22 protein-coding genes and 1 tRNA gene are annotated in these 19308 nt (G+C 29.7%); 20 read left to right on the top strand and 3 right to left on the bottom strand.

Annotated elements, in window-relative coordinates; genetic code table 11:
* The first annotated feature begins 165 nt into the window (after window positions 1-165).
* The 17 genes from L8W55_RS01865 to L8W55_RS01785 all read left to right on the top strand — a co-directional run bounded on the left by L8W55_RS01865 (window position 166) and on the right by L8W55_RS01785 (window position 14736).
* Window positions 166-263: transfer RNA gene (locus L8W55_RS01865), tRNA-Sec, on the top strand.
* Window positions 264-288: 25 nt separating this feature from the next.
* On the top strand, window positions 289-1539 hold the full coding sequence (locus tag L8W55_RS01860) for an adenylosuccinate synthase (protein ID WP_012661109.1): 1251 nt from the start codon (window positions 289-291) through the stop codon (window positions 1537-1539).
* Complete coding sequence (locus tag L8W55_RS01855) at window positions 1536-1955, top strand: flagellar FliJ family protein (protein WP_263677057.1); 420 nt, start codon at window positions 1536-1538, stop codon at window positions 1953-1955. The genes L8W55_RS01860 and L8W55_RS01855 overlap by 4 nt, the downstream gene beginning before the upstream one ends.
* Complete coding sequence (locus tag L8W55_RS01850) at window positions 1952-2470, top strand: MotE family protein (protein ID WP_263677098.1); 519 nt, start codon at window positions 1952-1954, stop codon at window positions 2468-2470. Before L8W55_RS01855 ends, L8W55_RS01850 begins: the two co-directional genes overlap by 4 nt.
* 61 nt (window positions 2471-2531) lie before the next feature.
* Window positions 2532-3083, top strand: coding sequence for a DUF507 family protein (locus L8W55_RS01845; protein WP_263677055.1), 552 nt, complete (start codon window positions 2532-2534; stop codon window positions 3081-3083).
* Window positions 3080-4198 (top strand): glutamine-hydrolyzing carbamoyl-phosphate synthase small subunit, encoded by a 1119-nt coding sequence (gene carA, locus L8W55_RS01840; protein ID WP_263677054.1) that lies wholly within the window; start codon window positions 3080-3082, stop codon window positions 4196-4198. The genes L8W55_RS01845 and carA overlap by 4 nt, the downstream gene beginning before the upstream one ends.
* Window positions 4195-4857 (top strand): sulfite exporter TauE/SafE family protein, encoded by a 663-nt coding sequence (locus L8W55_RS01835; RefSeq protein WP_263677053.1) that lies wholly within the window; start codon window positions 4195-4197, stop codon window positions 4855-4857. The genes carA and L8W55_RS01835 overlap by 4 nt, the downstream gene beginning before the upstream one ends.
* 116 nt (window positions 4858-4973) lie before the next feature.
* Complete coding sequence (gene ccoN / locus L8W55_RS01830; protein ID WP_263674776.1) at window positions 4974-6440, top strand: cytochrome-c oxidase, cbb3-type subunit I; 1467 nt, start codon at window positions 4974-4976, stop codon at window positions 6438-6440.
* An 11-nt stretch (window positions 6441-6451) separates the two neighbouring features.
* A complete protein-coding gene (gene ccoO / locus L8W55_RS01825; RefSeq protein WP_263677051.1) occupies window positions 6452-7117 on the top strand; it encodes a cytochrome-c oxidase, cbb3-type subunit II in 666 nt (221 codons plus the stop codon).
* An 8-nt stretch (window positions 7118-7125) separates the two neighbouring features.
* Window positions 7126-7329 carry a cytochrome c oxidase, cbb3-type, CcoQ subunit gene (locus tag L8W55_RS01820; RefSeq protein WP_039617636.1) on the top strand — a complete coding sequence of 68 codons (204 nt, stop codon included), beginning with the start codon at window positions 7126-7128 and terminating at the stop codon, window positions 7327-7329.
* Entirely contained in the window at window positions 7329-8207 is an 879-nt protein-coding gene (gene ccoP, locus L8W55_RS01815) for a cytochrome-c oxidase, cbb3-type subunit III (protein WP_263677049.1), read from the top strand. The genes L8W55_RS01820 and ccoP overlap by 1 nt, the downstream gene beginning before the upstream one ends.
* On the top strand, window positions 8207-8419 hold the full coding sequence (locus tag L8W55_RS01810) for a DUF4006 family protein (RefSeq protein ID WP_263674778.1): 213 nt from the start codon (window positions 8207-8209) through the stop codon (window positions 8417-8419). Before ccoP ends, L8W55_RS01810 begins: the two co-directional genes overlap by 1 nt.
* Window positions 8420-8421: 2 nt before the next feature.
* On the top strand, window positions 8422-8523 hold the full coding sequence (locus L8W55_RS01805) for a hypothetical protein (RefSeq protein ID WP_087685197.1): 102 nt from the start codon (window positions 8422-8424) through the stop codon (window positions 8521-8523).
* Window positions 8520-9095, top strand: a complete 576-nt coding sequence (locus tag L8W55_RS01800) for a hypothetical protein (RefSeq protein ID WP_263677048.1) — start codon at window positions 8520-8522, stop codon at window positions 9093-9095. The genes L8W55_RS01805 and L8W55_RS01800 overlap by 4 nt, the downstream gene beginning before the upstream one ends.
* Window positions 9096-9608: a FixH family protein gene (locus tag L8W55_RS01795; RefSeq protein WP_263677047.1), complete on the top strand. Its 513-nt coding sequence runs from the start codon at window positions 9096-9098 to the stop codon at window positions 9606-9608. It begins immediately after the preceding gene.
* Complete coding sequence (locus tag L8W55_RS01790; protein ID WP_263677046.1) at window positions 9608-11995, top strand: PD-(D/E)XK nuclease family protein; 2388 nt, start codon at window positions 9608-9610, stop codon at window positions 11993-11995. The genes L8W55_RS01795 and L8W55_RS01790 overlap by 1 nt, the downstream gene beginning before the upstream one ends.
* Complete coding sequence (locus L8W55_RS01785) at window positions 11992-14736, top strand: RecB-like helicase (protein WP_263677045.1); 2745 nt, start codon at window positions 11992-11994, stop codon at window positions 14734-14736. Before L8W55_RS01790 ends, L8W55_RS01785 begins: the two co-directional genes overlap by 4 nt.
* 19 nt (window positions 14737-14755) lie before the next feature.
* Here the strand turns inward: L8W55_RS01785 and L8W55_RS01780 are convergent, their stop codons facing one another.
* Genes L8W55_RS01780 through L8W55_RS01770 form a run of 3 tightly spaced genes read right to left on the bottom strand, consistent with a single transcriptional unit; the run spans window position 14756 to window position 17063 of the window.
* A complete protein-coding gene (locus tag L8W55_RS01780) occupies window positions 14756-15277 on the bottom strand; it encodes a WG repeat-containing protein (RefSeq protein ID WP_263677044.1) in 522 nt (173 codons plus the stop codon).
* A gap of 32 nt (window positions 15278-15309) precedes the next feature.
* Window positions 15310-16263, bottom strand: coding sequence for a WG repeat-containing protein (locus L8W55_RS01775; RefSeq protein ID WP_263677043.1), 954 nt, complete (start codon window positions 16261-16263; stop codon window positions 15310-15312).
* On the bottom strand, window positions 16260-17063 hold the full coding sequence (locus tag L8W55_RS01770) for a DnaJ domain-containing protein (protein WP_263677042.1): 804 nt from the start codon (window positions 17061-17063) through the stop codon (window positions 16260-16262). Before L8W55_RS01770 ends, L8W55_RS01775 begins: the two co-directional genes overlap by 4 nt.
* A 189-nt stretch (window positions 17064-17252) precedes the next feature.
* Between L8W55_RS01770 and rplM the strand changes: the two genes are divergently transcribed.
* From rplM to L8W55_RS01755, 3 genes are all read left to right on the top strand, one after another.
* Window positions 17253-17678, top strand: a complete 426-nt coding sequence (rplM, locus tag L8W55_RS01765) for a 50S ribosomal protein L13 (RefSeq protein ID WP_039617653.1) — start codon at window positions 17253-17255, stop codon at window positions 17676-17678.
* 2 nt (window positions 17679-17680) lie between these two features.
* Window positions 17681-18070, top strand: coding sequence for a 30S ribosomal protein S9 (gene rpsI, locus L8W55_RS01760; RefSeq protein WP_039617655.1), 390 nt, complete (start codon window positions 17681-17683; stop codon window positions 18068-18070).
* 250 nt (window positions 18071-18320) lie between these two features.
* A complete protein-coding gene (locus tag L8W55_RS01755) occupies window positions 18321-19307 on the top strand; it encodes an OmpA family protein (protein WP_263677041.1) in 987 nt (328 codons plus the stop codon).
* Window position 19308 lies beyond the last annotated feature (1 nt).

Raw genomic sequence — 19308 nt, 5'->3', positions numbered from 1 at the left:
ATTATAATAACATAATTGAAAAAATTATATTATTTTTTATTAATTATATGAAATATTTTTTAATTTTTGCTTTATAAGTATAATTATTTTTCATTTTTGTAAAAATATATATTTACTAATTATTTTATTCTAATATATAAATTTATAAGATATAATATAATTTTTGGAAGGTTAGCTTATCTGGTGATGGCCACTGACTTCAAATCAGATGAAAGGGTAGTTGACTACTTTTTGGGGAGTTCGATTCTCTCACCTTCTCGCCAAATTTAAGTCAAAATGGAGTTTTTTATGAGTAAAGCAGATATTGTAGTTGGTATCCAATGGGGTGATGAGGGTAAAGGTAAGATAGTTGATAAACTATGTGAAAATTATGATTATGTTTGCAGGAGTGCAGGTGGACATAATGCAGGTCACACTATATGGGTTGATGGTATAAGATATGCTTTACATTTAATGCCATCAGGTGTTTTAAATAAGCAATGTATTAATGTTATAGGTAATGGGGTTGTAGTTAATCCTGATGTATTAATTAGCGAAATGGCTCAATTTGAAAATTTAGAAGGAAGATTATTTATAAGTGATAGAGCTCATTTAAATTTAAATCATCATGCTTTGATTGATCAAGCAAGAGAAAGACTTAAAGGCGATAAAGCTATAGGAACAACAGGCAAAGGTATAGGGCCAAGTTATGAAGATAAAATAAGCCGTAATGGACATAGAGTAGGGGAATTACTAGAGCCTGAAAAACTTTGTGAAAATTTAATGAAAGATTTTGAACTTAAAAAAACTTATTTTGATGTTTTAGGTATTGCAATGCCTAGTTATGATGAAATCTTAAAAGATTTAAAACGCTTTAAAGAAGTTTTAGCACCATATATTACAGATACTACAAGAATGCTTTGGAAGGCTTTAGATGAGGATAAAAAAGTATTGTTAGAAGGTGCGCAAGGATCAATGCTGGATATTGATCATGGAACTTATCCTTATGTTACTAGTTCAACAACTATTTCAGCTGGGGCTTTAAGTGGTTTGGGATTAAATCCAAAAGAAATTGGAAAAGTTATAGGTATAGTAAAAGCTTATACAACAAGAGTGGGAAATGGAGCTTTTCCAAGTGAAGATTTAGGTGAAGATGGTGAAAAAATAGGACTTATCGGTAAAGAAATCGGAGTAAGTACAGGCAGAAAAAGAAGATGTGGTTGGTTTGATGCGGTTGCGGTAAGATATACCGCAAGATTAAACGGCTTAGATACTTTATCATTAATGAAACTTGATGTGTTAGATGGCTTTGAAAGTGTTAAAATTTGTAAAGCTTATGAATATAAAGGGCAAGAAATAGACTATGTGCCTTGTGATTTAGAAAATGCTAAACCTATTTATGAAGTAATGGAAGGTTGGGATAAAGTTGCAGGGATTAGGGATTATGATTTGTTACCTGAAAATGCTAAAAAATACATTAAACGTTTAGAAGAATTAAGTGGTGTTAAAGTAGGTTATATCTCTACAAGTCCTGAAAGAGAAGATACTATTATTTTATGAAAAGCAAATATTCTTCTGTGATTAAGCTTAGAAAACAACAGCTTGATAAAGCAGAAGCAAATTTAACCAAAACAAGACAAAAGCTTTTGCAGTGTGAAGAAGAGCTTAAAGAAGCTTCAAAAACTTGCGAAAGCTTAACTTTAGCTGATAAGGGTTCAATAGCTTTGTTAAGATCGTCTTTAAAAATGCAAGAAATTGCAAGAGAAGGCAAGCAAAGAGTTAAGCAAAAATTAGATTTAACTAAAAAAGAATTAGCACACCATCAGCACTTATATAAAAAAGCTCATTTAGAATTTGAAAAAATTAAAGTTTTGGAAAATGAAGAATTAAAAAAAATCCAAAAAGCCTTGCAAAAAGAAGAAGAAAAATTTATAGATGAACTTGCCATAACAAGACATTTTAATAAGGATAAATAGTGAAAAAAATAATATATTTATTGATTTTTTTAAGTTTTTTAAATGCACAGCAAAATTGTGAGCAGTATTTTGAAGCAAGAAAAGAACAAATGCAAGAGCAAATTAGAGAATATGATGAAGCAAGACAAAGCTTGGAAGCTTATAGAGCATCTTTTGAAGCTTTACAAAAAGAAAAAATGCAAGCTTTAATGCAAAAAGAAGCTGATATTAATGCAAGTTTAGAGCAAATCAAAAGCTTAAAAGAACAAAATGAGCGTATATTAGAAGCAACTAAGCAAAATCTTCAAGTTATTCATGATAAAACTATGGGACGTATTACAGAAATCTATGCTAAGATGAAAGATGTGGCTGTGGCAGGTATATTAAGCGAAATGGAGCCTGATGAAGCTTCAAAAATTCTACTTTCGCTAGATCCTAGAAAAATTTCATCTATTATGGCAAAAATGGAACCTAAAAAAGCTTCGGATTTAACATTACTTTTAAAAAATTTAGATCAAAATGCAAGTTCGCAGTAAGTTTTAAGCAGTTTTTACCTTTTTTTTAGTATTATTTCAATAAAAATAAAAAGGTGAATAAATGCGTATCAAACCAGCTCATATACCTTATATAGCAAATAAAATAATACTTGATTTAATGCATTCTTCTTTTGTAAAAATCAAAGATGATAGTCAAAAACTTTTAAAAATAGCAAAAGAAATTATAGAAATAGATGTTTTAAACGAGCGTAAGCTTGATGAAAAAGCAAAAGAGCTTTTAGAAAGCCAAGAAGATGAAATCGAGTTTATGCAAATAGATAGAAAAAGTATGTTTTGGATGATTAAGAAAAAATTAGCAAGTGAGTTTAAATTTATACTTGATAGTGAAGATAGATACAACAATCTTTCTCATAAAATTTTAGAAAATTTAATAGAAGAGGATTTGATAAATTATAATGTATCAGAAAACCGTGTGAAAAATCTCATTTTTTCAAGCATTATGTCTTATTTAAAAGAGTATGAAAATTTAGAAGATTTGGTTTATGAAAAAATTTCAAATTATAAAAGAAAACTTATCCCAGGTTCTGAAGAATATGAATTAGTATTTGAAAAGCTGTATCAAGAAGAGCTTAGAAAAAAAGGACTTTTATGAAAGCTTATATTTATATAGAAAATGATGTTTTTTTAAGCGCAAAGGCTTTTGGAGAAGGTGGAACTTTTTTTGGAGAACTTGTTTTTAATACCTCTTTAACGGGCTATCAAGAGATTATTTCTGATCCTTCGTATGCAGGTCAATTTGTGGTTTTTTCAATGCCAGAAATTGGTATAGTTGGTGTTAATGATGAAGATAACGAAAGCAAAGAAGTTTTTGCTAGCGGTATGATTATAAGAGAATTAAATGAAGATTATTCTAATTTTAGAGCTAACAATTCTTTAAGTGCTTATTTGAAAAACCATGGCAAAATAGGACTTTGCGAAATTGATACAAGATTTTTAGTTAAAATGATTAGAGATTATGGTAATTTAAGAGCGGTAATATCTACTGAAATTAAAGACAAAGAAGAACTTAAGAAAATGCTTTTATCAAGTGCTAAGATTGATGAGGTAAATTATGTAGCTCAAGTTAGCACTAAAAGCTCTTATAAGCATAGTAAAGGTGCTTGGGATCATAGTAAAAAAGCTTATGAGAATGTAAAAGCAAGTGGTAAAAAAGTAGCTGTGATTGATTATGGTGTAAAAGAAAATATTTTAAATGAGCTTGTAAGCGTGGGGCTTGAAGTAGAAGTTTTTCCTTATAATACCAAGGCAAAAGATTTGATTGATTTATATCAAAAAGGCGTGATTCATGGGGTATTTTTATCCAATGGACCAGGTGAGCCAAAAATTTTAAAAGATGAAATTGCAGAGATTAAAAAATTAGCAGAAGCAAAAATTCCTATGTTAGGTATTTGTTTAGGGCACCAACTTTTAAGTAATGCTTTTGGTTATGAAACTTATAAGATGAAATTTGGTCAACATGGAGCAAATCACCCAGTAATCAACCTTACAAATAACACAGTAGAAATTACAGCACAAAATCACAACTATAATGTTCCTGAAGAAATCGCAGAGGTTGCAACTATTACTCATAGAAATTTATTTGGTGACAATGTAGAGGGTGTAAGATATAAAAATTATCCTATCATTTCAGTACAACACCATCCAGAAAGCTCATCAGGGCCACATGAGAGCAAGTATATTTTTAAAGAATTTTTAGAGCTTTTGTGAATTTAGATTTTATTGCTTTAGCGAGTATAGCTTTTCTTTCAAGCTTTGGACATTGCTATGGAATGTGCGGAGGCTTTGTTTTGGCTTATACTCAGCTTTCAAAGCAAATTAAACTCCCTTTTACTCTTTTGATTTTCTCTTATCATTTATCTAGAATTTTTGCTTATGTTTGCTTAGGCGTATTTTTTGGAATTTTTGGAAATTTATTTTCTTTTAACGAATTTGCAAAAGGTGTAATGTTTTTTATTATTGGGCTTTTTATGATGATTTTAGCTTGTGCTTTAATTTTTAAAGGAAAATTTTTAGCTTTTCTTGAAAGATCTTTAATTTTTGACTGTATCATCAAAAAAAATATTCCCAAACTAATTCAAAATAAGTCTTTAAAAAGTACTCTTTTTTTAGGATTTTTAAATGGTTTTGTGCCATGTGGATTGGTGTATTTTTACATAGCCTTTGGTATGAGTGTGCAAAATATTTATTTATCAGCATTAATTATGCTTGTTTTTGGACTTTCAACCTTGCCTGCTTTGATATTTTTTGCTTATTTTTCTAAAACATTAAATGAAAAATTTCAAAAAATAGCTAGTTTGATTTCTTGTATTTTAATCTTTTTTTATGGCGTGTATTTTTCTTATACAGGTTTTATACTCACGCGATAACATTACAATTTATTAATAAATAATAAATAATTTGACATAATTTAAGCTAAAAAAGATATTAAATATCATATAATATAAAGATTGCATAATTGCAGAAAAAAACTTAAGGAGAGGAAATGCACCCAGGAAATGCATTAAACTATGACTATACGGTTGCTAAATATTTTATGTTTGCTACCTTATTGTTTGGTGTTATTGGTATGGCTATTGGAACGCTTATTGCCTTTCAAATGGCTTATCCGGATTTAAACTATTTAGCCGGTGAGTATGGTACTTTTTCAAGACTTAGACCATTACACACTTCAGGTGTAATTTTTGGTTTTATGCTCTCAGGAATTTGGGCTACTTGGTATTATATTGGTCAGCGTGTACTAAAAGTTAGTATGGCAGAATCAAGCTTTTTAATGTTTATTGGTAAATTGCATTTTTGGCTTTATATGATCACTATGATTATAGCTGTTATTACTTTGTTTGCAGGTGTTAGTACTTCAAAAGAGTATGCTGAACTTGAATGGCCACTTGATATATTGGTAGTTTTAGTTTGGGTTTTATGGGGTGTAAGTATTTTTGGACTTATTGGAATTCGCCGTGAAAAAACTCTATATGTTTCACTTTGGTATTATATAGCTACTTTCTTAGGTATAGCAATGCTTTATCTATTTAATAATATGGCTGTACCAACATACTTTGTAAGTGGAATGGGTGATTGGTGGCATAGTGTTTCTATGTATGCAGGAACAAATGATGCGTTGGTTCAATGGTGGTATGGACACAATGCTGTTGCATTTGTATTCACTGTTGGTATTATTGCTCAAATTTATTATTTCTTGCCAAAAGAAAGCGGTCAGCCAATTTTCTCTTATAAATTGTCTTTATTTGCATTTTGGGGCTTAATGTTTGTTTATCTATGGGCAGGTGGACACCACTTGATTTATTCTACTGTACCTGATTGGATGCAAACTATGGGTTCAGTTTTTTCAATTGTGCTTATTTTACCTTCTTGGGGTTCGGCAATTAATATCTTGCTTACTATGAAAGGTGAGTGGAGCCAATTAAGAGAAAGCCCATTAATCAAATTTATGATTTTAGCTTCAACTTTCTATATGTTCTCAACTTTGGAAGGTCCTATTCTTTCTATTAAATCAGTTAATGCATTAGCGCACTTTACAGATTGGATTCCAGGGCATGTTCATGATGGTACTTTAGGTTGGGTTGGCTTTATGACTATGGCTGCACTTTATCATATGGTGCCTAGAATGTTTAAAAGAGAGCTATATAGCAAATCACTAATGGAAGCTCAATTTTGGATTCAAACCACAGGTATAGTATTGTACTTTAGTTCTATGTGGATAGCAGGTATTACTCAAGGTATGATGTGGAGAGCTACAGATGAGTATGGTAACTTACTTTATACTTTCATCGATACTGTTGAAGCTATTATTCCTTATTATTGGATTAGAGCTGTGGGTGGCTTGTTATACTTAGTAGGATTTTTCATGTTTGTTTATAATATTTACAAATCAATCGCAGTGGGTAGAGTACTTGATAAAGAACCAAAAAGTGCTTCACCTATGGCAGCATAAGGAGGAAAAATATGTTTAGTTGGTTAGAAAAAAATCCATTCTTTTTTGCTGTAGCAGTATTTATTGTGATTGCATATGCGGGTATTGTAGAAGTTTTACCTGATTTTGCTCAAAATGCAAGACCAATTGAAGGTAAAAAGCCTTATACGGTTTTACAACTTGCAGGACGCCATGCTTATATTAAAGAAAGTTGTAATGCGTGTCATTCACAACTTATTCGTCCTTTTAAATCAGAAACAGATCGTTATGGTATGTATTCAGTTAGTGGTGAATATGCTTATGATAGACCATTTTTATGGGGTTCAAAAAGAACCGGACCTGATTTATTGCGTATAGGTAATTTTAGAACTACAGATTGGCATGAAAATCATATGTGGGATCCAGTTTCAGTTGTACCTGGTTCTATTATGCCAGCTTATAAACATATGTTTAGCAATAATGCAAACATAGAAACAGCTTATGCAGAAGCATTGACTGTGAAAAAAGTTTTCAATGTGCCTTATGATGTTGAAAATGGTACAAAACTTGGTACTTGGGAAGAGGCTCAAGTAGAAGTTAAAGCAGAAGCTCAAGCTATAGTAGATCAAATGAAAAATCAAGATGTTAAAGATGCGTTTGCTAGAGGCGAAATTAGAGAGATTGTAGCTTTAATCGCGTATCTTAATAGCTTAAAATAGGAAAAACCATGGATTTAGAACTAATAAGAGAGCTACAAGCTTATGGTTTTTTTGCTCTTGTAGTGTTTTTAGTGGTAGTTTTGTATTCTTATTGGTTTCATTTATATAGATCTGAAAAAACAGGTAGAAGAAACTATGAAAAATATGCTGATTTAGCATTGCATGATGAAATCAGCGATCGTGTTTTAGAGCAAAATAAAAGGAGTGCTTAATGCAATGGTTGAACTTACAAGATAATGTTAATTTATTATCTTTTATTGGAGCAATTCTTATCATCTTGATTACACTTGTTGTGGTAGGAAAATTATTTAAAAGTATGAAAGAAGAAAAAAGCCAAGGTGAGCTAAGCGAGCATAGTTGGGATGGTATAGGCGAGTTTAAAAATCCTATACCACTTGGCTGGGCTGTTGTATTTTTCTTGGCTATAGTGTGGTGTATATGGTATTTTCTTTGGGGATATCCTTTAAATAGTTATTCTCAAATTGGTGAGTATAACAAAGAAGTACAAGCGCATAATGAAAAATTTGCACAGAAATTCGCAAATTTAAGTGCACAAGATAAACAAGAAATGGGTAAAAATATTTTCTTGGTTCAGTGTTCTTCTTGTCATGGAATTACAGGTGATGGTATTAACGGAAAAGCACAAAATCTTAACATTTGGGGTTCAGAAGAAGGACTTATAGAAGTAATTACTAAAGGTTCTAAGGGTATGAATTATCCTATGGGTGAGATGTTAAGCGCAGCAGATAATGGCATAGATGAAGCTGATATCCCTGCAATTGCAGCTTATGTTGCTTCTGAAATTTCAGCGATTAAAAAAACTGAAAATCCTCAGCTTGTGGCAAAAGGAAAAGAGCTTTTTGTAACTTGCACAGTATGTCATGGAGAGGACGGAAAAGGAACTATTGATGGACAATTAGTAGCTCCGGATTTATCAAAATACGGTAGTGCTGAGTTTGTAGTAGATGTTTTAAATCGTGGTAAAGCAGGTAGCATAGGTGTAATGCCTCACTTTAACAATGGTTTATTAAACGAGCTTCAAAAAGAAGCAGTTAGTGAATATGCAATTTCTCTTTCAAGGGGTGAATAATGGAAAATTCAAATAGATGTGTATTTTCACTTTCAGGTGTTAGTGGAATGTTAATAGCAACTGTTTTATTATTATCGATTTTAGCTGGACTTACTGTTTGGGGTTTAAAAGCACAACAAGATGTAATGCAAAAACCTTATAAATTAGAAAAAGCAGAGCAAATTAAAATGTTTGACTCTAAAAGAGAAGAACATATCATCATAAAGGAATGATTATGGCAAAAGTTCTTGAATACTTAATCATAGCTGGCTTAGTTGTGGCAGCAGGAATTACTGCTTGGTCGGTTTTAACTGTAAATCATCTTTTTATAGGATGAAAAATACATTTAAGGGCGGTTTTTTAACCGCCATTTTTATTTGCTTTGCTAATTTCTTACATGCTGAAATATTATTAAATGATAACATCTTAAACACTGCAATAGAACAAAACATCACTTTAAGTTCGAAACAAATTCATGAGTTAACTGGTGTGAATATCGCTTTAGCCTTAAGTGATAAGAAAGACTTTGAAAGTTTAAAAAATTATGAAGCTAATTTGAGTAAGCCATATATTTTGCTTGTATTTTCTAAAGCTTCACATAAGGTAGATATACTTGCAAGTGATGATGCTATGAAGTATTTTGACAGAGAAGCTGTTTTAAGTCCTTATCCTGAAAAAGGAACGATTTTACCTATACTTGCAAATCCTAAACAAAAAGACATTTACAACGCTGCTATTTTAAATGGTTATGCAGATATTGCCGATCAAGTGGCAAATCATTTTAATATAAAACCTTTTTATGGAAATTCAAATCGTGATACTTTAAATATCATGAGAATTTTAATTTATGGCTTTTTATGTGTCGCAATTTTAATGCTAGTTCAAAGAAAAATCAAAAGGAGAAGATAAATGCAAAATCAAAAAACATTTTGGCCTTATGGCATTTTGATTTCTTTAGGGCTTATTGTTGTAGCTTGTATTGTTACGATTTTTATTGCAAGCAAAGCCCCTGTGTATGAAGATAATTTTTATTTTGATTCTTATCAAAATGTTGAGTTAAATTATAATGAAATTCAAAACAGACAAAAGGCTTTTGATGAAAATTTTAAGCTAAGCATTAAAGATAAAGAAAGCTTTGTGCATAAGAAAAATAAAGTTTATTATATCAATGAAGGGCAAAATGAACTGAGAATTGCTATTGAAAATTTAAAAGATTATGACTTAAGTAAGCTTCAAATCCAAACTTTACTTTCACGCCCACATACAAATGTAAATGATGAGAATTTACAAGCAAAATTAGAAGAAAATGATTTGGTATTTGATTTTAATATCAAAGAAAAAGGTGTTTGGCAAGTACTTTTAAAAATCACTCAAGATAAAAATAGCGTAGGATTTTTTAAATTCTTTTTACAAACTAGATAATGAAGCTTTTTGTATTTAGCTCACTAAGGGCTTTAAGAAAGTATTATGAGAAAAAACTGCAGATTGATAGTTTAGTAGAACCGGCTATGAGTATAGCTGAATTTATGCAAAAATTAGTTTTTTCTCCACATTTTCAAGCAACTCATTATGAGTGTTTGCTTTTGATGAAAAAGGCTTGCGAGCAAACTAAAAATTTAGAGCAAAGTTTAAAAATACCGAGTAATTTTTTTGCTTTCTTAAAAAACAATGCTTATTTATTTAGTTTCTTTAAAGAGCTTAGTTTAGAAAAAAAAGATATCAACTCATTAAAATTTCATGATGCTTATGCTCAATATGATGAGCATTTGCAAATTTTAGAAGAGCTTTTTAAAAATTATCTTACTTTATTAAAAGAGCAAAATTTATATGATGATATTTCTTTGCCACTAGATTATGAAATTAATAGCGATTTTTTAAAAAATTATGATGAGATTGTTTTTGATTTTCAAGGTTTTTTAAATGCCTTTGAAGTAGAGCTTTTGTTAAAAGTTAAGGAAATACTTCCTCTTAAAGTACAGTTTAATTGCACTAAATTTAATAAAGATTTTTTAAATACTCTTAGCTTTTTACAAGGACTTTCTCTTAAGGAAAATTATGCTTATTTGTTCGATTTAAATCAAAAAACAATTTTAAAAGAAGAGTGCTTTTTTAAAGAAAGTAAAATTAGTTATAAAAGTTTTCATTTAAGATCTTTACAAGCTGCTTTTGTTTTTGAAAAAATTAATTCTTTTTTAAAATCTGGTATAAGTGCAAAAGATATTGTAGTGATTACACCTGATGAGAATTTTGTAGATATTTTAAGACTTTATGATAAAAACAATGTTTTAAACTATGCAAGTGGAGAGAGCATTAAAAACACACTTTTTTATCATAGATTAAAGTCTTTGTATGAAAGTGCTAAAGATGATGAGTTTGAGTATGAAGAAGATAAAGAATTTTATGAAAGGTGTAATTTAAACAAACATTTGTGCAATTTACACTTTTTTTCTTCTAACGTTGATTTTATAGAGTTTAAAAAGCTTTTTATTGAAAATATTTCTTATGATTTTTTTGAGAATTTTATTTTTAATTTGCTAGAAGATAGTGATGAAGAGTTAAAAAATTATATACATCAAGAGCTTATTTTTATCAAAGAGCTTATAAAAACACACAAGTTAAGCTTTGTGCAAATTTTAGAATTATTTTTTATGCAAATTGATGGTATAAAATTAAGTAGTGTTGGTGGTGGTGAAGTTACTGTAATGGGACTTTTAGAAAGTAGGGGACTTAGATATGACGGGGTAATTATTGTTGATTTTAATGATGAGTTTATCCCAAAAAGAGTTTCAAGCGAGTTGTTTTTAAACAATGAAATTCGTAAAAAAGCAGGACTTATCACTCATGCTCAAAGAGAAAATTTACAAAGACATTATTATTACACTTTAATAGCCAAGGCAAAATTAGTGGGAATTTCTTATGTGGAAAATGAAGAAAAAATCAAATCAAGATTTTTAAATGAACTTGAATTTCCACTTTATGAAGACAAGACTTATAGTAATAATGCTTATGTGAAATATTTCCAAACTTATCCATGTACTTTTAATCTTGAACCTATTGTAAGTATTAAAGCAAAACATGATTATTTTCAAAGCGATCTTTCTTTTTCAAGATTTCATCTTCTTGTACATTATGGTTTGGATTATTATTATAAGTATGTTTTAAGATTAAAAGAGCCAAAGACTTTAGATGATACACTTAGAGCAAATGAGTTAGGGAGTTTTATCCATAAGGCTTTAGAGCTTTATTATACACAAAAATCTAAAAATCATTTTGATTATGAAGTTTTTATGCAAGTGGTAAAAAGCATTAAGCAATACCGAGTTGATGCGCTAAATTTAGCTTTAATACAAACTATATTTAAAGAATTCCAAACACTTGAAAATGAGCATTTTAAGCAAGGTTATGTGGTAGAAAAATGTGAATTTAATCCACCAAGAAAAGAATTTATTGCAGAAAATGGAGTGAAATTTCACGCCATAGGCTTTTTAGATAGAGTAGATAATAATGGCAATGAAAGATTGATTATAGATTATAAAAGTGGCAAGGCAGATGAAAAGTCTTATCAACTTGCTTTTTATAAGTTTTTATTAGAAAGTCAAAATGCCTTATTAAATACAAAAGCTTGTTTTTATGATCTAAAAAATATCAAAATCATACATGAAAATGCTAAAAGCAAGAGCGTGCAAGAACTGAAAGATTTACTTAATGAGCTTGCTAAAGAACCTTTGGAAAAAGAATTTTTTAATCAAAAAAACGACAATACTTACAGCCCTTATACCATGCTTTATAAAAAGGAGTTTAAACTTTGAGTTATCATTTTGAACCTTTTTTAGCTTTAGAAGCTAGTGCAGGAAGTGGAAAAACTTTTGCACTAAGTGTGCGTTTTGTGGCTTTGGTTTTAATGGGAGCTAAGATTAATGAAATTTTAGCCCTTACTTTTACTAATAAAGCTACAAGCGAAATGAAAGAAAGAGTTTTTAAAACCTTTTTAGAATTTGATGTGCTTGAAAATGGAGAGAGTAAAGCAGAGTGTAATGAGCTTATGAAAATGCTAGGTAAAAGCAAAGATGAGCTTATAGTTTTAAGAGAAAAATACAAAGATGAGTTTTTAAGATCTAAGCTTAATATCTACACTTTTGACAGCTTTTTTTCGCAAATCATTCGTTCTTTTGCTTTAAATTTGGGTCTTATGAGTGATTTTGACATTATAGAAAGTCAAGATAGTTATAAAAATTTCATCGCTAAATTAGATGAAGAAGAATTAAGGGCTTTGGCTTATTATATTGTTCAGACAAAAAGTAAAAGTGACTTTTTGCAAAATCTTGAAAGCTTGTATGAAAGATCTTGTGAGATAAAATCTATACAAAATGCACATTTTCCAAATAAAACTTTTTTAGAAAAAAGCTTAAGTGAGTTTATAACTTATGCAAGAAATTTAAGCACAGATAAAAACTATCAAAAAAATTTCGAATTTGAAAACATAGAAGATTTCTTTACTAAACCTATTATTTGTGATTTAGATAAAAAATATTTTGTAAAAGTCATCGATAGTGAATTTTTACAAAAAAGAGCAGAGTTTTTACAAAGCGCAAAAGAGTATTTTACCCAAATGGAAAATTATCGCATAAGTATGCTTGCAAAGCTTTTGAAGCATTTTAAAGAAGCAAGAAATGAAAACAATGCTAAGCAAAATGCATTAACTTTTTCAGATATAGCTTTAAAAACTTATGAGTTAATTAGTGATGAAACTAATAAAGATTTGATTTATTTTAGACTTGATGGTTATATTTCGCATTTATTAATTGATGAATTTCAAGATACTAATGTTTTGCAGTATCAAATTTTAAAACCTATTATCGCTGAACTTGTTTCAGGTGAGGGAGTGAAAAAAAACAGAAGCTTTTTTTATGTGGGGGATAAAAAGCAAAGCATATATGGTTTTAGAGGGGGTAAAAAAGAGCTTTTTGATAAGCTTTTAAAAGATTTTCCACAAATTAAATTAGAGCATTTAGATACTAATTATCGTAGTAAAAAGATTATTGTTGATTATGTAAATGAAGTCTTTAAAGATAAATTTTTTGATAGCTTTTTAAATCCTAGCTTTACTTTGCAAAAAAGCATTAAAGAAGGTGGATATGTGGAAGTTTTACAAAATCATATCCCGCCAAAAAGTTCTTTGCATGAAGCAAGTGGTAAAGAAGTTTTAAAGATCATTCAAAAGCTTTTAGAAAAAGGCTTAAAGCTTAGTGAAATTTGCATTTTGGTGTGGATTAACAAAGACGCTACTTTAATGAAAGAATTTCTTGAAGAAAATGACATTAAAGCTTATACGCAAAGCAATGTAGCTTTGATAGATTGTATTAGTGTAAGAGTGCTTTTTGAGTATGCAAAGGCTTGTGTGCTTAAAGATGAGTTTAGTTTGTACTTTGCAAGTAGTATTTTAGAAAAAGAGCTTGAGTTTATCACGCTTGATTTAAACCGCAGTGTAGGTGAGATTTTAAAATACTTAGTACATGTTTTAAAGCTTGATTTAAGCGATGTTAATCTCATCGCATATTTAGAGTATGCAAGTACTTTTGATAATTTCTTCGATTTTTTATTTGCTCCATGTGAATTAAAGTCTTTACAAGCTCAAGATGATGGAGTAAGTATTATGACCGTGCATAAGTCTAAGGGGCTTGAATTTGAAAATTTAATCGTACTTGATAGACTTAGTAAAAAAGCTCCGGATAATGAAACTTTAATGTTTGAGTATGATTTAGAGCAAGGTTGGGAAGTAAAATACCGACACAGTGCTAGAAAACATCTTGAAGATCAAAATTACAATACCTTTTTAGCTAAAAGAGAAAAACTTCAAGCAGAAGATGAGATAAATTGTCTATATGTAGCACTTACTAGAGCTAAAAATTCTCTTTTTATCATAAAAAACGATGAGAGTTTTAAAACCTTTAAGAGTTATTTTCAAGACTATGAAGAAAAACAAATAGGCATTATAGAAGAACAGCTTGTTAAAACAAAAGAGCCTTTAGAAAATTTAGAACAAATAGAAAACTTTGAAGAATTTCAAAAGGTAAATTTACAAGAAGTTAAAGTAAAAAGTCATCTTTCAAGCACGCAAATACACTTTGGTTTGGCTTTGCATGAGTTTTTGCAATATTTTGATTTTAACACTAAAAGCAATTTTGAATTTTGCAAGCAAATGGTGTATAAAAAATATCGTTTTTACTTAGATGATGAAAGTTTTAATGAGCTTTTTAAAAGACTTACTATGCTTTTAAAAGATGAGAGCTTTAACGCGCTTTTAGCGGGTAAAAAGCTACTAAAAGAGCAAATCATCACTTATAAAGGTGAGCAAAAACAGCTTGATATGCTTGCATTTGATGATAATGAAGCTATCATTATAGACTATAAAACGGGTTTAAATTTAAACGAGCATAAAAAGCAAGTTTTACTTTACAAAGAAGCCATAGAAAAAATCTTAGCCAAGACTTCCACTAAGGCTTTTTTGGTATATGTTTTAAAGGATAAAGTGGAAATAGTGGAGGTTTAATAATCTATTTTATTAAATATTAGATTCTACTAGAAAAATTTCCATTTCTATCTAAAAGCCCATATTCTCCATTTAGTTTAACTTCAGCTAAACCATTGTTGAAACTAGAAGCATAATCAAATTTAGGCTCTACGAATCGATTGCCATTTTCATCTATAAAGCCATACTTTTCATTTAGTATGATTATTGCAAACCCCTCACTAAAGTCATCAATCCAATCATAGATTAATTTTGCAACAACTTCATCATTAGTGTTTATTAAACCACATTTGTTATTTAATACAACTCTTGATAAACCTCGATTAAAATTGCTGACTACATCATATTTTGCTTCTATTAATTGATTTCCGTTTTTATCTATAAAACCCCATCTTCCATTTAGTTTAAAACCAGCAAGATTTTCACTAAATTCTAAAACTTCTTCATATATAGGTTTTATTACAATCTCTTCATTTTCATTCATAAAACCATAATTATTTTCCATTCTAATTATTATCAAACCTTCCTTAAAATCACCTAGCTTAATAATTTCAGGGTTCATTATTTATCCTTTCAATAAATCTATAAAGTTATTTAATCTTTAGATACAATATTACCTTTTTTGTCAATATATACCCATTTTCCGTTTAGTAAAACTCCTGCTAAACCTTCACTAAAATTCCAAGCATCATCAAATATAGGTTTTATTACAATTTCCCCATTTTTATCTATAAAACCCCATTTATCATTCAGTTTAACTCTAGCCAAACCTTCATTAAAACTCAAAGCAAAATCAAATTTAGGTTCTATTACAATTTTTCCACTTGTATCAATAAAACCCCATTTACCATTCAGTTTAACAGCTGCCATTTTTTCATAAAAATTTCCGATAAAATCAAATTTAGGTTCTATTGCAATTTTTCCACTTGTATCAATAAAACCCCATTTACCATTCAGTTTAACACCAGCCAAACCTTCACTAAAACTCCGCATATAATCAAATACATTTTCAACTAAAATTTTATTATTTTCATTGACTAAATTCCATTGATTATTATCTTTGATAGCTCTTAGATCCTTATGTTTGTGTATATAAGCACTTATGCAAGCTTTACTATCTCCCTTGTCACATTTTTCTTTGTAGATAGCTTGGAGTATTTTACAACTTGCTTCATCGCTGTGGCATTTACTTTCAAGTTCGCTTATGTAAATTCGGTTATATTTTCCACCGTAAAAATACTGATACACACTAGCTAAAGCTATCAAAATCAAAATCATCACACTAGCTATGATTTTACTTTTGTGTTTTATGATGAATTCTTTTCTATGTTTGAGTTTCTTTTCTCTTTCTTCTTGGGCTGTTTTTATCTCTTCTTCGATTTTTATTTTTCTTTCTTCTTCTAATCTTTTTAATTCTTCTTGTCTTTGTCTTTCTTTTTCTAGTTTTTCTTTTGCTTGTGGATCGTATAGTTCATTACTTCCACATTCTTTACAAAATTTAGCTACATCTAAATTTTTCATATTGCAATGTTTGCAAATAAGCATCATTCACCCCTTGCTTGTTTTATGATTTCATAGGCTAGATTGATCTTTTTCATCATCTCTTGGGCTATCTTTAAAAGTTCAGGTGGAAGCTCTTTAGAATGAAGATTATCATAGTGGTATTCTTTAGCTAGTTTTCTATAATTTTTCTTTATACTTTCAAAATCATCATTTGGATGAGAATTTAAAATTTCATAGGCTTGTTCTAGGGTGATTTTTATTTCATCTTGGTGTTTTTCTTGTTTTTGTTGAGTGTTTTCATGTGTGAAATTATAAATTTGTTCATATCTTATTTTTATTTCTCTAAAGCTTATGAGGTTTAATCCAAGTCCTATGATGATATTTTCCATTAAGGTGTTTTCATTTGCACTCATTTGTTTATCATAATATATTAGATCAAGCAATAAACATACAAGAAAATCCGCTTCTTCCTTGCTTATGCGTATGTTAGAGCAAAGCTCACTAATGCTTCTGCCTTGACTTTTCTCATACTCAAAAATACTTGCATAAGTATTTCTAAAGCCACTATACTCTTTAGTATAAAACATTTCTATCTTATCAAGCAAAGAAGATATAAATTTAGATAAATCTTGAGTAATGATTTTATTATCTACTTTGGCAACTTTTGCCAAAAAAGCAACCATGATAGCAGGATTTTTACTATAAATATAATCAAATTTTTGTCTTGCAACATGGTATAATTCTTTTCCGCAAAATATACAAAATTTAGCGTCTTTGTCAGGGTTAAATTCTGAGCAATGCTTGCAAATTCTATATTCTTGAGTTTTAAATTTTAAAGAAAACAAAATAAAACCTTATTTTTAATATAATAAAAAGTTATTTTATAAAGAACTTACTTAAAATGTGCTATTTTACTTTTATCTGCAAGAATTAATCAAAATATTTAAGCTTTAAGTATTCTTAAATTAAGTATTAATTAAGCTAAAATAATTATAATCTCATTTTTAAAAAAAATTTTTGGCAAAGGTAAGATGATGACAAAGATAACAAAGCCAAACGAAGTAAAACGCGAATGGATCGTTTTAGACGCTGAAGGAAAGCGTTTTGGTCGTCTTTTAACAGAAGTAGCGACTATTTTAAGAGGTAAAAATAAACCTTGCTATACTCCAAATGTTGATTGTGGAGATTATGTAATCATTATCAATGCTTCTAAAGCAGTTTTCACAGGTGCAAATAAAGCAGAAGATAAACTATACCACAGACATTCAGGGTATTTTGGAAGCGTAAAAAGTGAAAAATTTGGTGATTTATTAGAAAAAAATCCAGTTAAATTATATAAATTAGCAGTTCGTGGTATGCTACCTAAAACAAACCTAGGTAGAGCTATGCTTAAAAAATTAAAAATTTATGCAGGTAGCGAACACCCTCATACTGCTCAAATTGCTAATAAAGGAAAATAATCATGGCAACAACATACGCAACAGGTAAAAGAAAAACCGCTGTAGCTAAAGTTTGGGTAAAAGCTGGTAGTGGTAAAATCATCGTTAATGGTATGGATTTAAACACTTGGCTTGGCGGACATGAAGCTATAAAATTAAAAGTAGTTCAGCCTTTATTAGTAACTAAACAAGAAACTTCTATGGATATTAAAGCAACAACTTTAGGCGGTGGATACAGCGCTCAAGCTGAAGCTTTAAGACATGGTATTTCAAGAGCTTTAGCTGCTATGGACGCAGATTTTAGAGCATTATTAAAACCAAAAGGACTTCTTACTAGAGATAGTAGAACTGTTGAGCGTAAAAAATACGGTCGCAGAAAAGCAAGAAGAAGCCCGCAATTCTCTAAACGTTAATCTTTTTTTGGATCCATTTTTTGGATCCATTCTCTCTTTTATTTTTAAAATCACATTTTTTCATATATTTTTGTTTTGTTTAAAATCAAAGGATTTTTTGTTTAGAATAAACTTTTATAATTTCAAAGTCCGATCAGGGAAACCTCCTTTTTGTAGTAAATTTAAGCCCCTTTCCCAAAAAGGGGCTTATTTTATTTTAATCTTCTTTTTATATAATATTCAATTTATTTTCATTATTTAAGGATAGTTTATGAAAAAAATTATAGGATTAGTTAGTTTAGCTAGTGTTTTGTTTGCTTTTGATGCTAGTAAAATAGAAATCACTCCAACCTTTAACTATACAACCCCAGAAGGAAATTTAGATCTTAAAAATTATGGTGGAGTGGGTTTAAGATTTGGTTATCATTATGATGATTTATGGATAGATCAAGCTGAGCTTGGCTTAGAGTATTATGATAATGCAAAATATAACAATCCAAACGATAATGCACATACAGATACTAGTGTTTCAAGATTTTATGTAAATGCTATTAAAGGAATTGATCTAGCTAATCATGTATATTTATATGGTTTGTTAGGAACGGGTTATGAGTATTTAAGCCATGGAGCTTATGAAAATAAAAGCGGTATGTTTGCTCAATATGGTGCGGGTTTTAAATTTGCACTTGGCGAAGACTTAGCTTTAAGACTTGAAGCAAGAGATCAAATTAAATTCAATAATGGTGAGCATAATTTGATTTCTAGTGTTGGCTTGAGTTTTTATTTTGGCAATAAAGCTCCAAAAACTCCTCAAACTACAACTAAACAAATCGAAGAAAAACCGCAAGCAAAACAAATAGATAAATCATGTCCAGAACCAAGAAAAGGTGCTTTGCTTGATCATATAGGTTGTGAAAAGACAATAGCACTTGAAGGGCATTTTGGTTTTGATCAAATTAGTATAAACCCTGAGTTTGCACAAAAAATCCAAGAAGTAGGTAAGGTTTTAGAAGAAAACCCACAATATTATACTATTTTAGAAGGTCACACAGATAGCACAGGCCCTAAAGCTTATAATCAAAAATTATCATTAGAGCGTGCTAAGGCAGTTGCAAAAGAACTTGAAAAGACAGGTGTTGCTAAAGAAAAAATTGCAACTAAAGGCTATGGTTTTGATAAGCCAAAAGCAAGCAATGACACTAAAGAAGGTCGTGCGCAAAATAGACGCGTGGAAGCAAAATTTTTTATTAAAGAATAAG

The sequence above is a fragment of the Campylobacter sp. FU_520 genome (assembly GCF_025772385.1).
Lineage (GTDB): Bacteria > Campylobacterota > Campylobacteria > Campylobacterales > Campylobacteraceae > Campylobacter_D > Campylobacter_D lari_C.
Note: the sequence above shows the minus strand (reverse complement) of the source record. Positions and strands in the feature narration are given on the sequence as shown.

What these genes read in the sequence shown, in the direction of transcription:
- L8W55_RS01780 (WP_263677044.1), bottom strand. Translation starts at nt 15,277, where the DNA reads ATGAACCCTGAAATTATTAAGCTAGGTGATTTTAAGGAAGGTTTGATA.
- L8W55_RS01755 (WP_263677041.1), top strand. Translation starts at nt 18,321, where the DNA reads ATGAAAAAAATTATAGGATTAGTTAGTTTAGCTAGTGTTTTGTTTGCT.
- L8W55_RS01845 (WP_263677055.1), top strand. Translation starts at nt 2,532, where the DNA reads ATGCGTATCAAACCAGCTCATATACCTTATATAGCAAATAAAATAATA.
- L8W55_RS01800 (WP_263677048.1), top strand. Translation starts at nt 8,520, where the DNA reads ATGAAAAATACATTTAAGGGCGGTTTTTTAACCGCCATTTTTATTTGC.
- L8W55_RS01790 (WP_263677046.1), top strand. Translation starts at nt 9,608, where the DNA reads ATGAAGCTTTTTGTATTTAGCTCACTAAGGGCTTTAAGAAAGTATTAT.
- L8W55_RS01820 (WP_039617636.1), top strand. Translation starts at nt 7,126, where the DNA reads ATGGATTTAGAACTAATAAGAGAGCTACAAGCTTATGGTTTTTTTGCT.
- L8W55_RS01860 (WP_012661109.1), top strand. Translation starts at nt 289, where the DNA reads ATGAGTAAAGCAGATATTGTAGTTGGTATCCAATGGGGTGATGAGGGT.
- L8W55_RS01855 (WP_263677057.1), top strand. Translation starts at nt 1,536, where the DNA reads ATGAAAAGCAAATATTCTTCTGTGATTAAGCTTAGAAAACAACAGCTT.
- rplM (WP_039617653.1), top strand. Translation starts at nt 17,253, where the DNA reads ATGACAAAGATAACAAAGCCAAACGAAGTAAAACGCGAATGGATCGTT.
- ccoP (WP_263677049.1), top strand. Translation starts at nt 7,329, where the DNA reads ATGCAATGGTTGAACTTACAAGATAATGTTAATTTATTATCTTTTATT.
- L8W55_RS01775 (WP_263677043.1), bottom strand. Translation starts at nt 16,263, where the DNA reads ATGATGCTTATTTGCAAACATTGCAATATGAAAAATTTAGATGTAGCT.
- L8W55_RS01805 (WP_087685197.1), top strand. Translation starts at nt 8,422, where the DNA reads ATGGCAAAAGTTCTTGAATACTTAATCATAGCTGGCTTAGTTGTGGCA.
- L8W55_RS01810 (WP_263674778.1), top strand. Translation starts at nt 8,207, where the DNA reads ATGGAAAATTCAAATAGATGTGTATTTTCACTTTCAGGTGTTAGTGGA.
- ccoO (WP_263677051.1), top strand. Translation starts at nt 6,452, where the DNA reads ATGTTTAGTTGGTTAGAAAAAAATCCATTCTTTTTTGCTGTAGCAGTA.
- ccoN (WP_263674776.1), top strand. Translation starts at nt 4,974, where the DNA reads ATGCACCCAGGAAATGCATTAAACTATGACTATACGGTTGCTAAATAT.
- rpsI (WP_039617655.1), top strand. Translation starts at nt 17,681, where the DNA reads ATGGCAACAACATACGCAACAGGTAAAAGAAAAACCGCTGTAGCTAAA.
- L8W55_RS01795 (WP_263677047.1), top strand. Translation starts at nt 9,096, where the DNA reads ATGCAAAATCAAAAAACATTTTGGCCTTATGGCATTTTGATTTCTTTA.
- carA (WP_263677054.1), top strand. Translation starts at nt 3,080, where the DNA reads ATGAAAGCTTATATTTATATAGAAAATGATGTTTTTTTAAGCGCAAAG.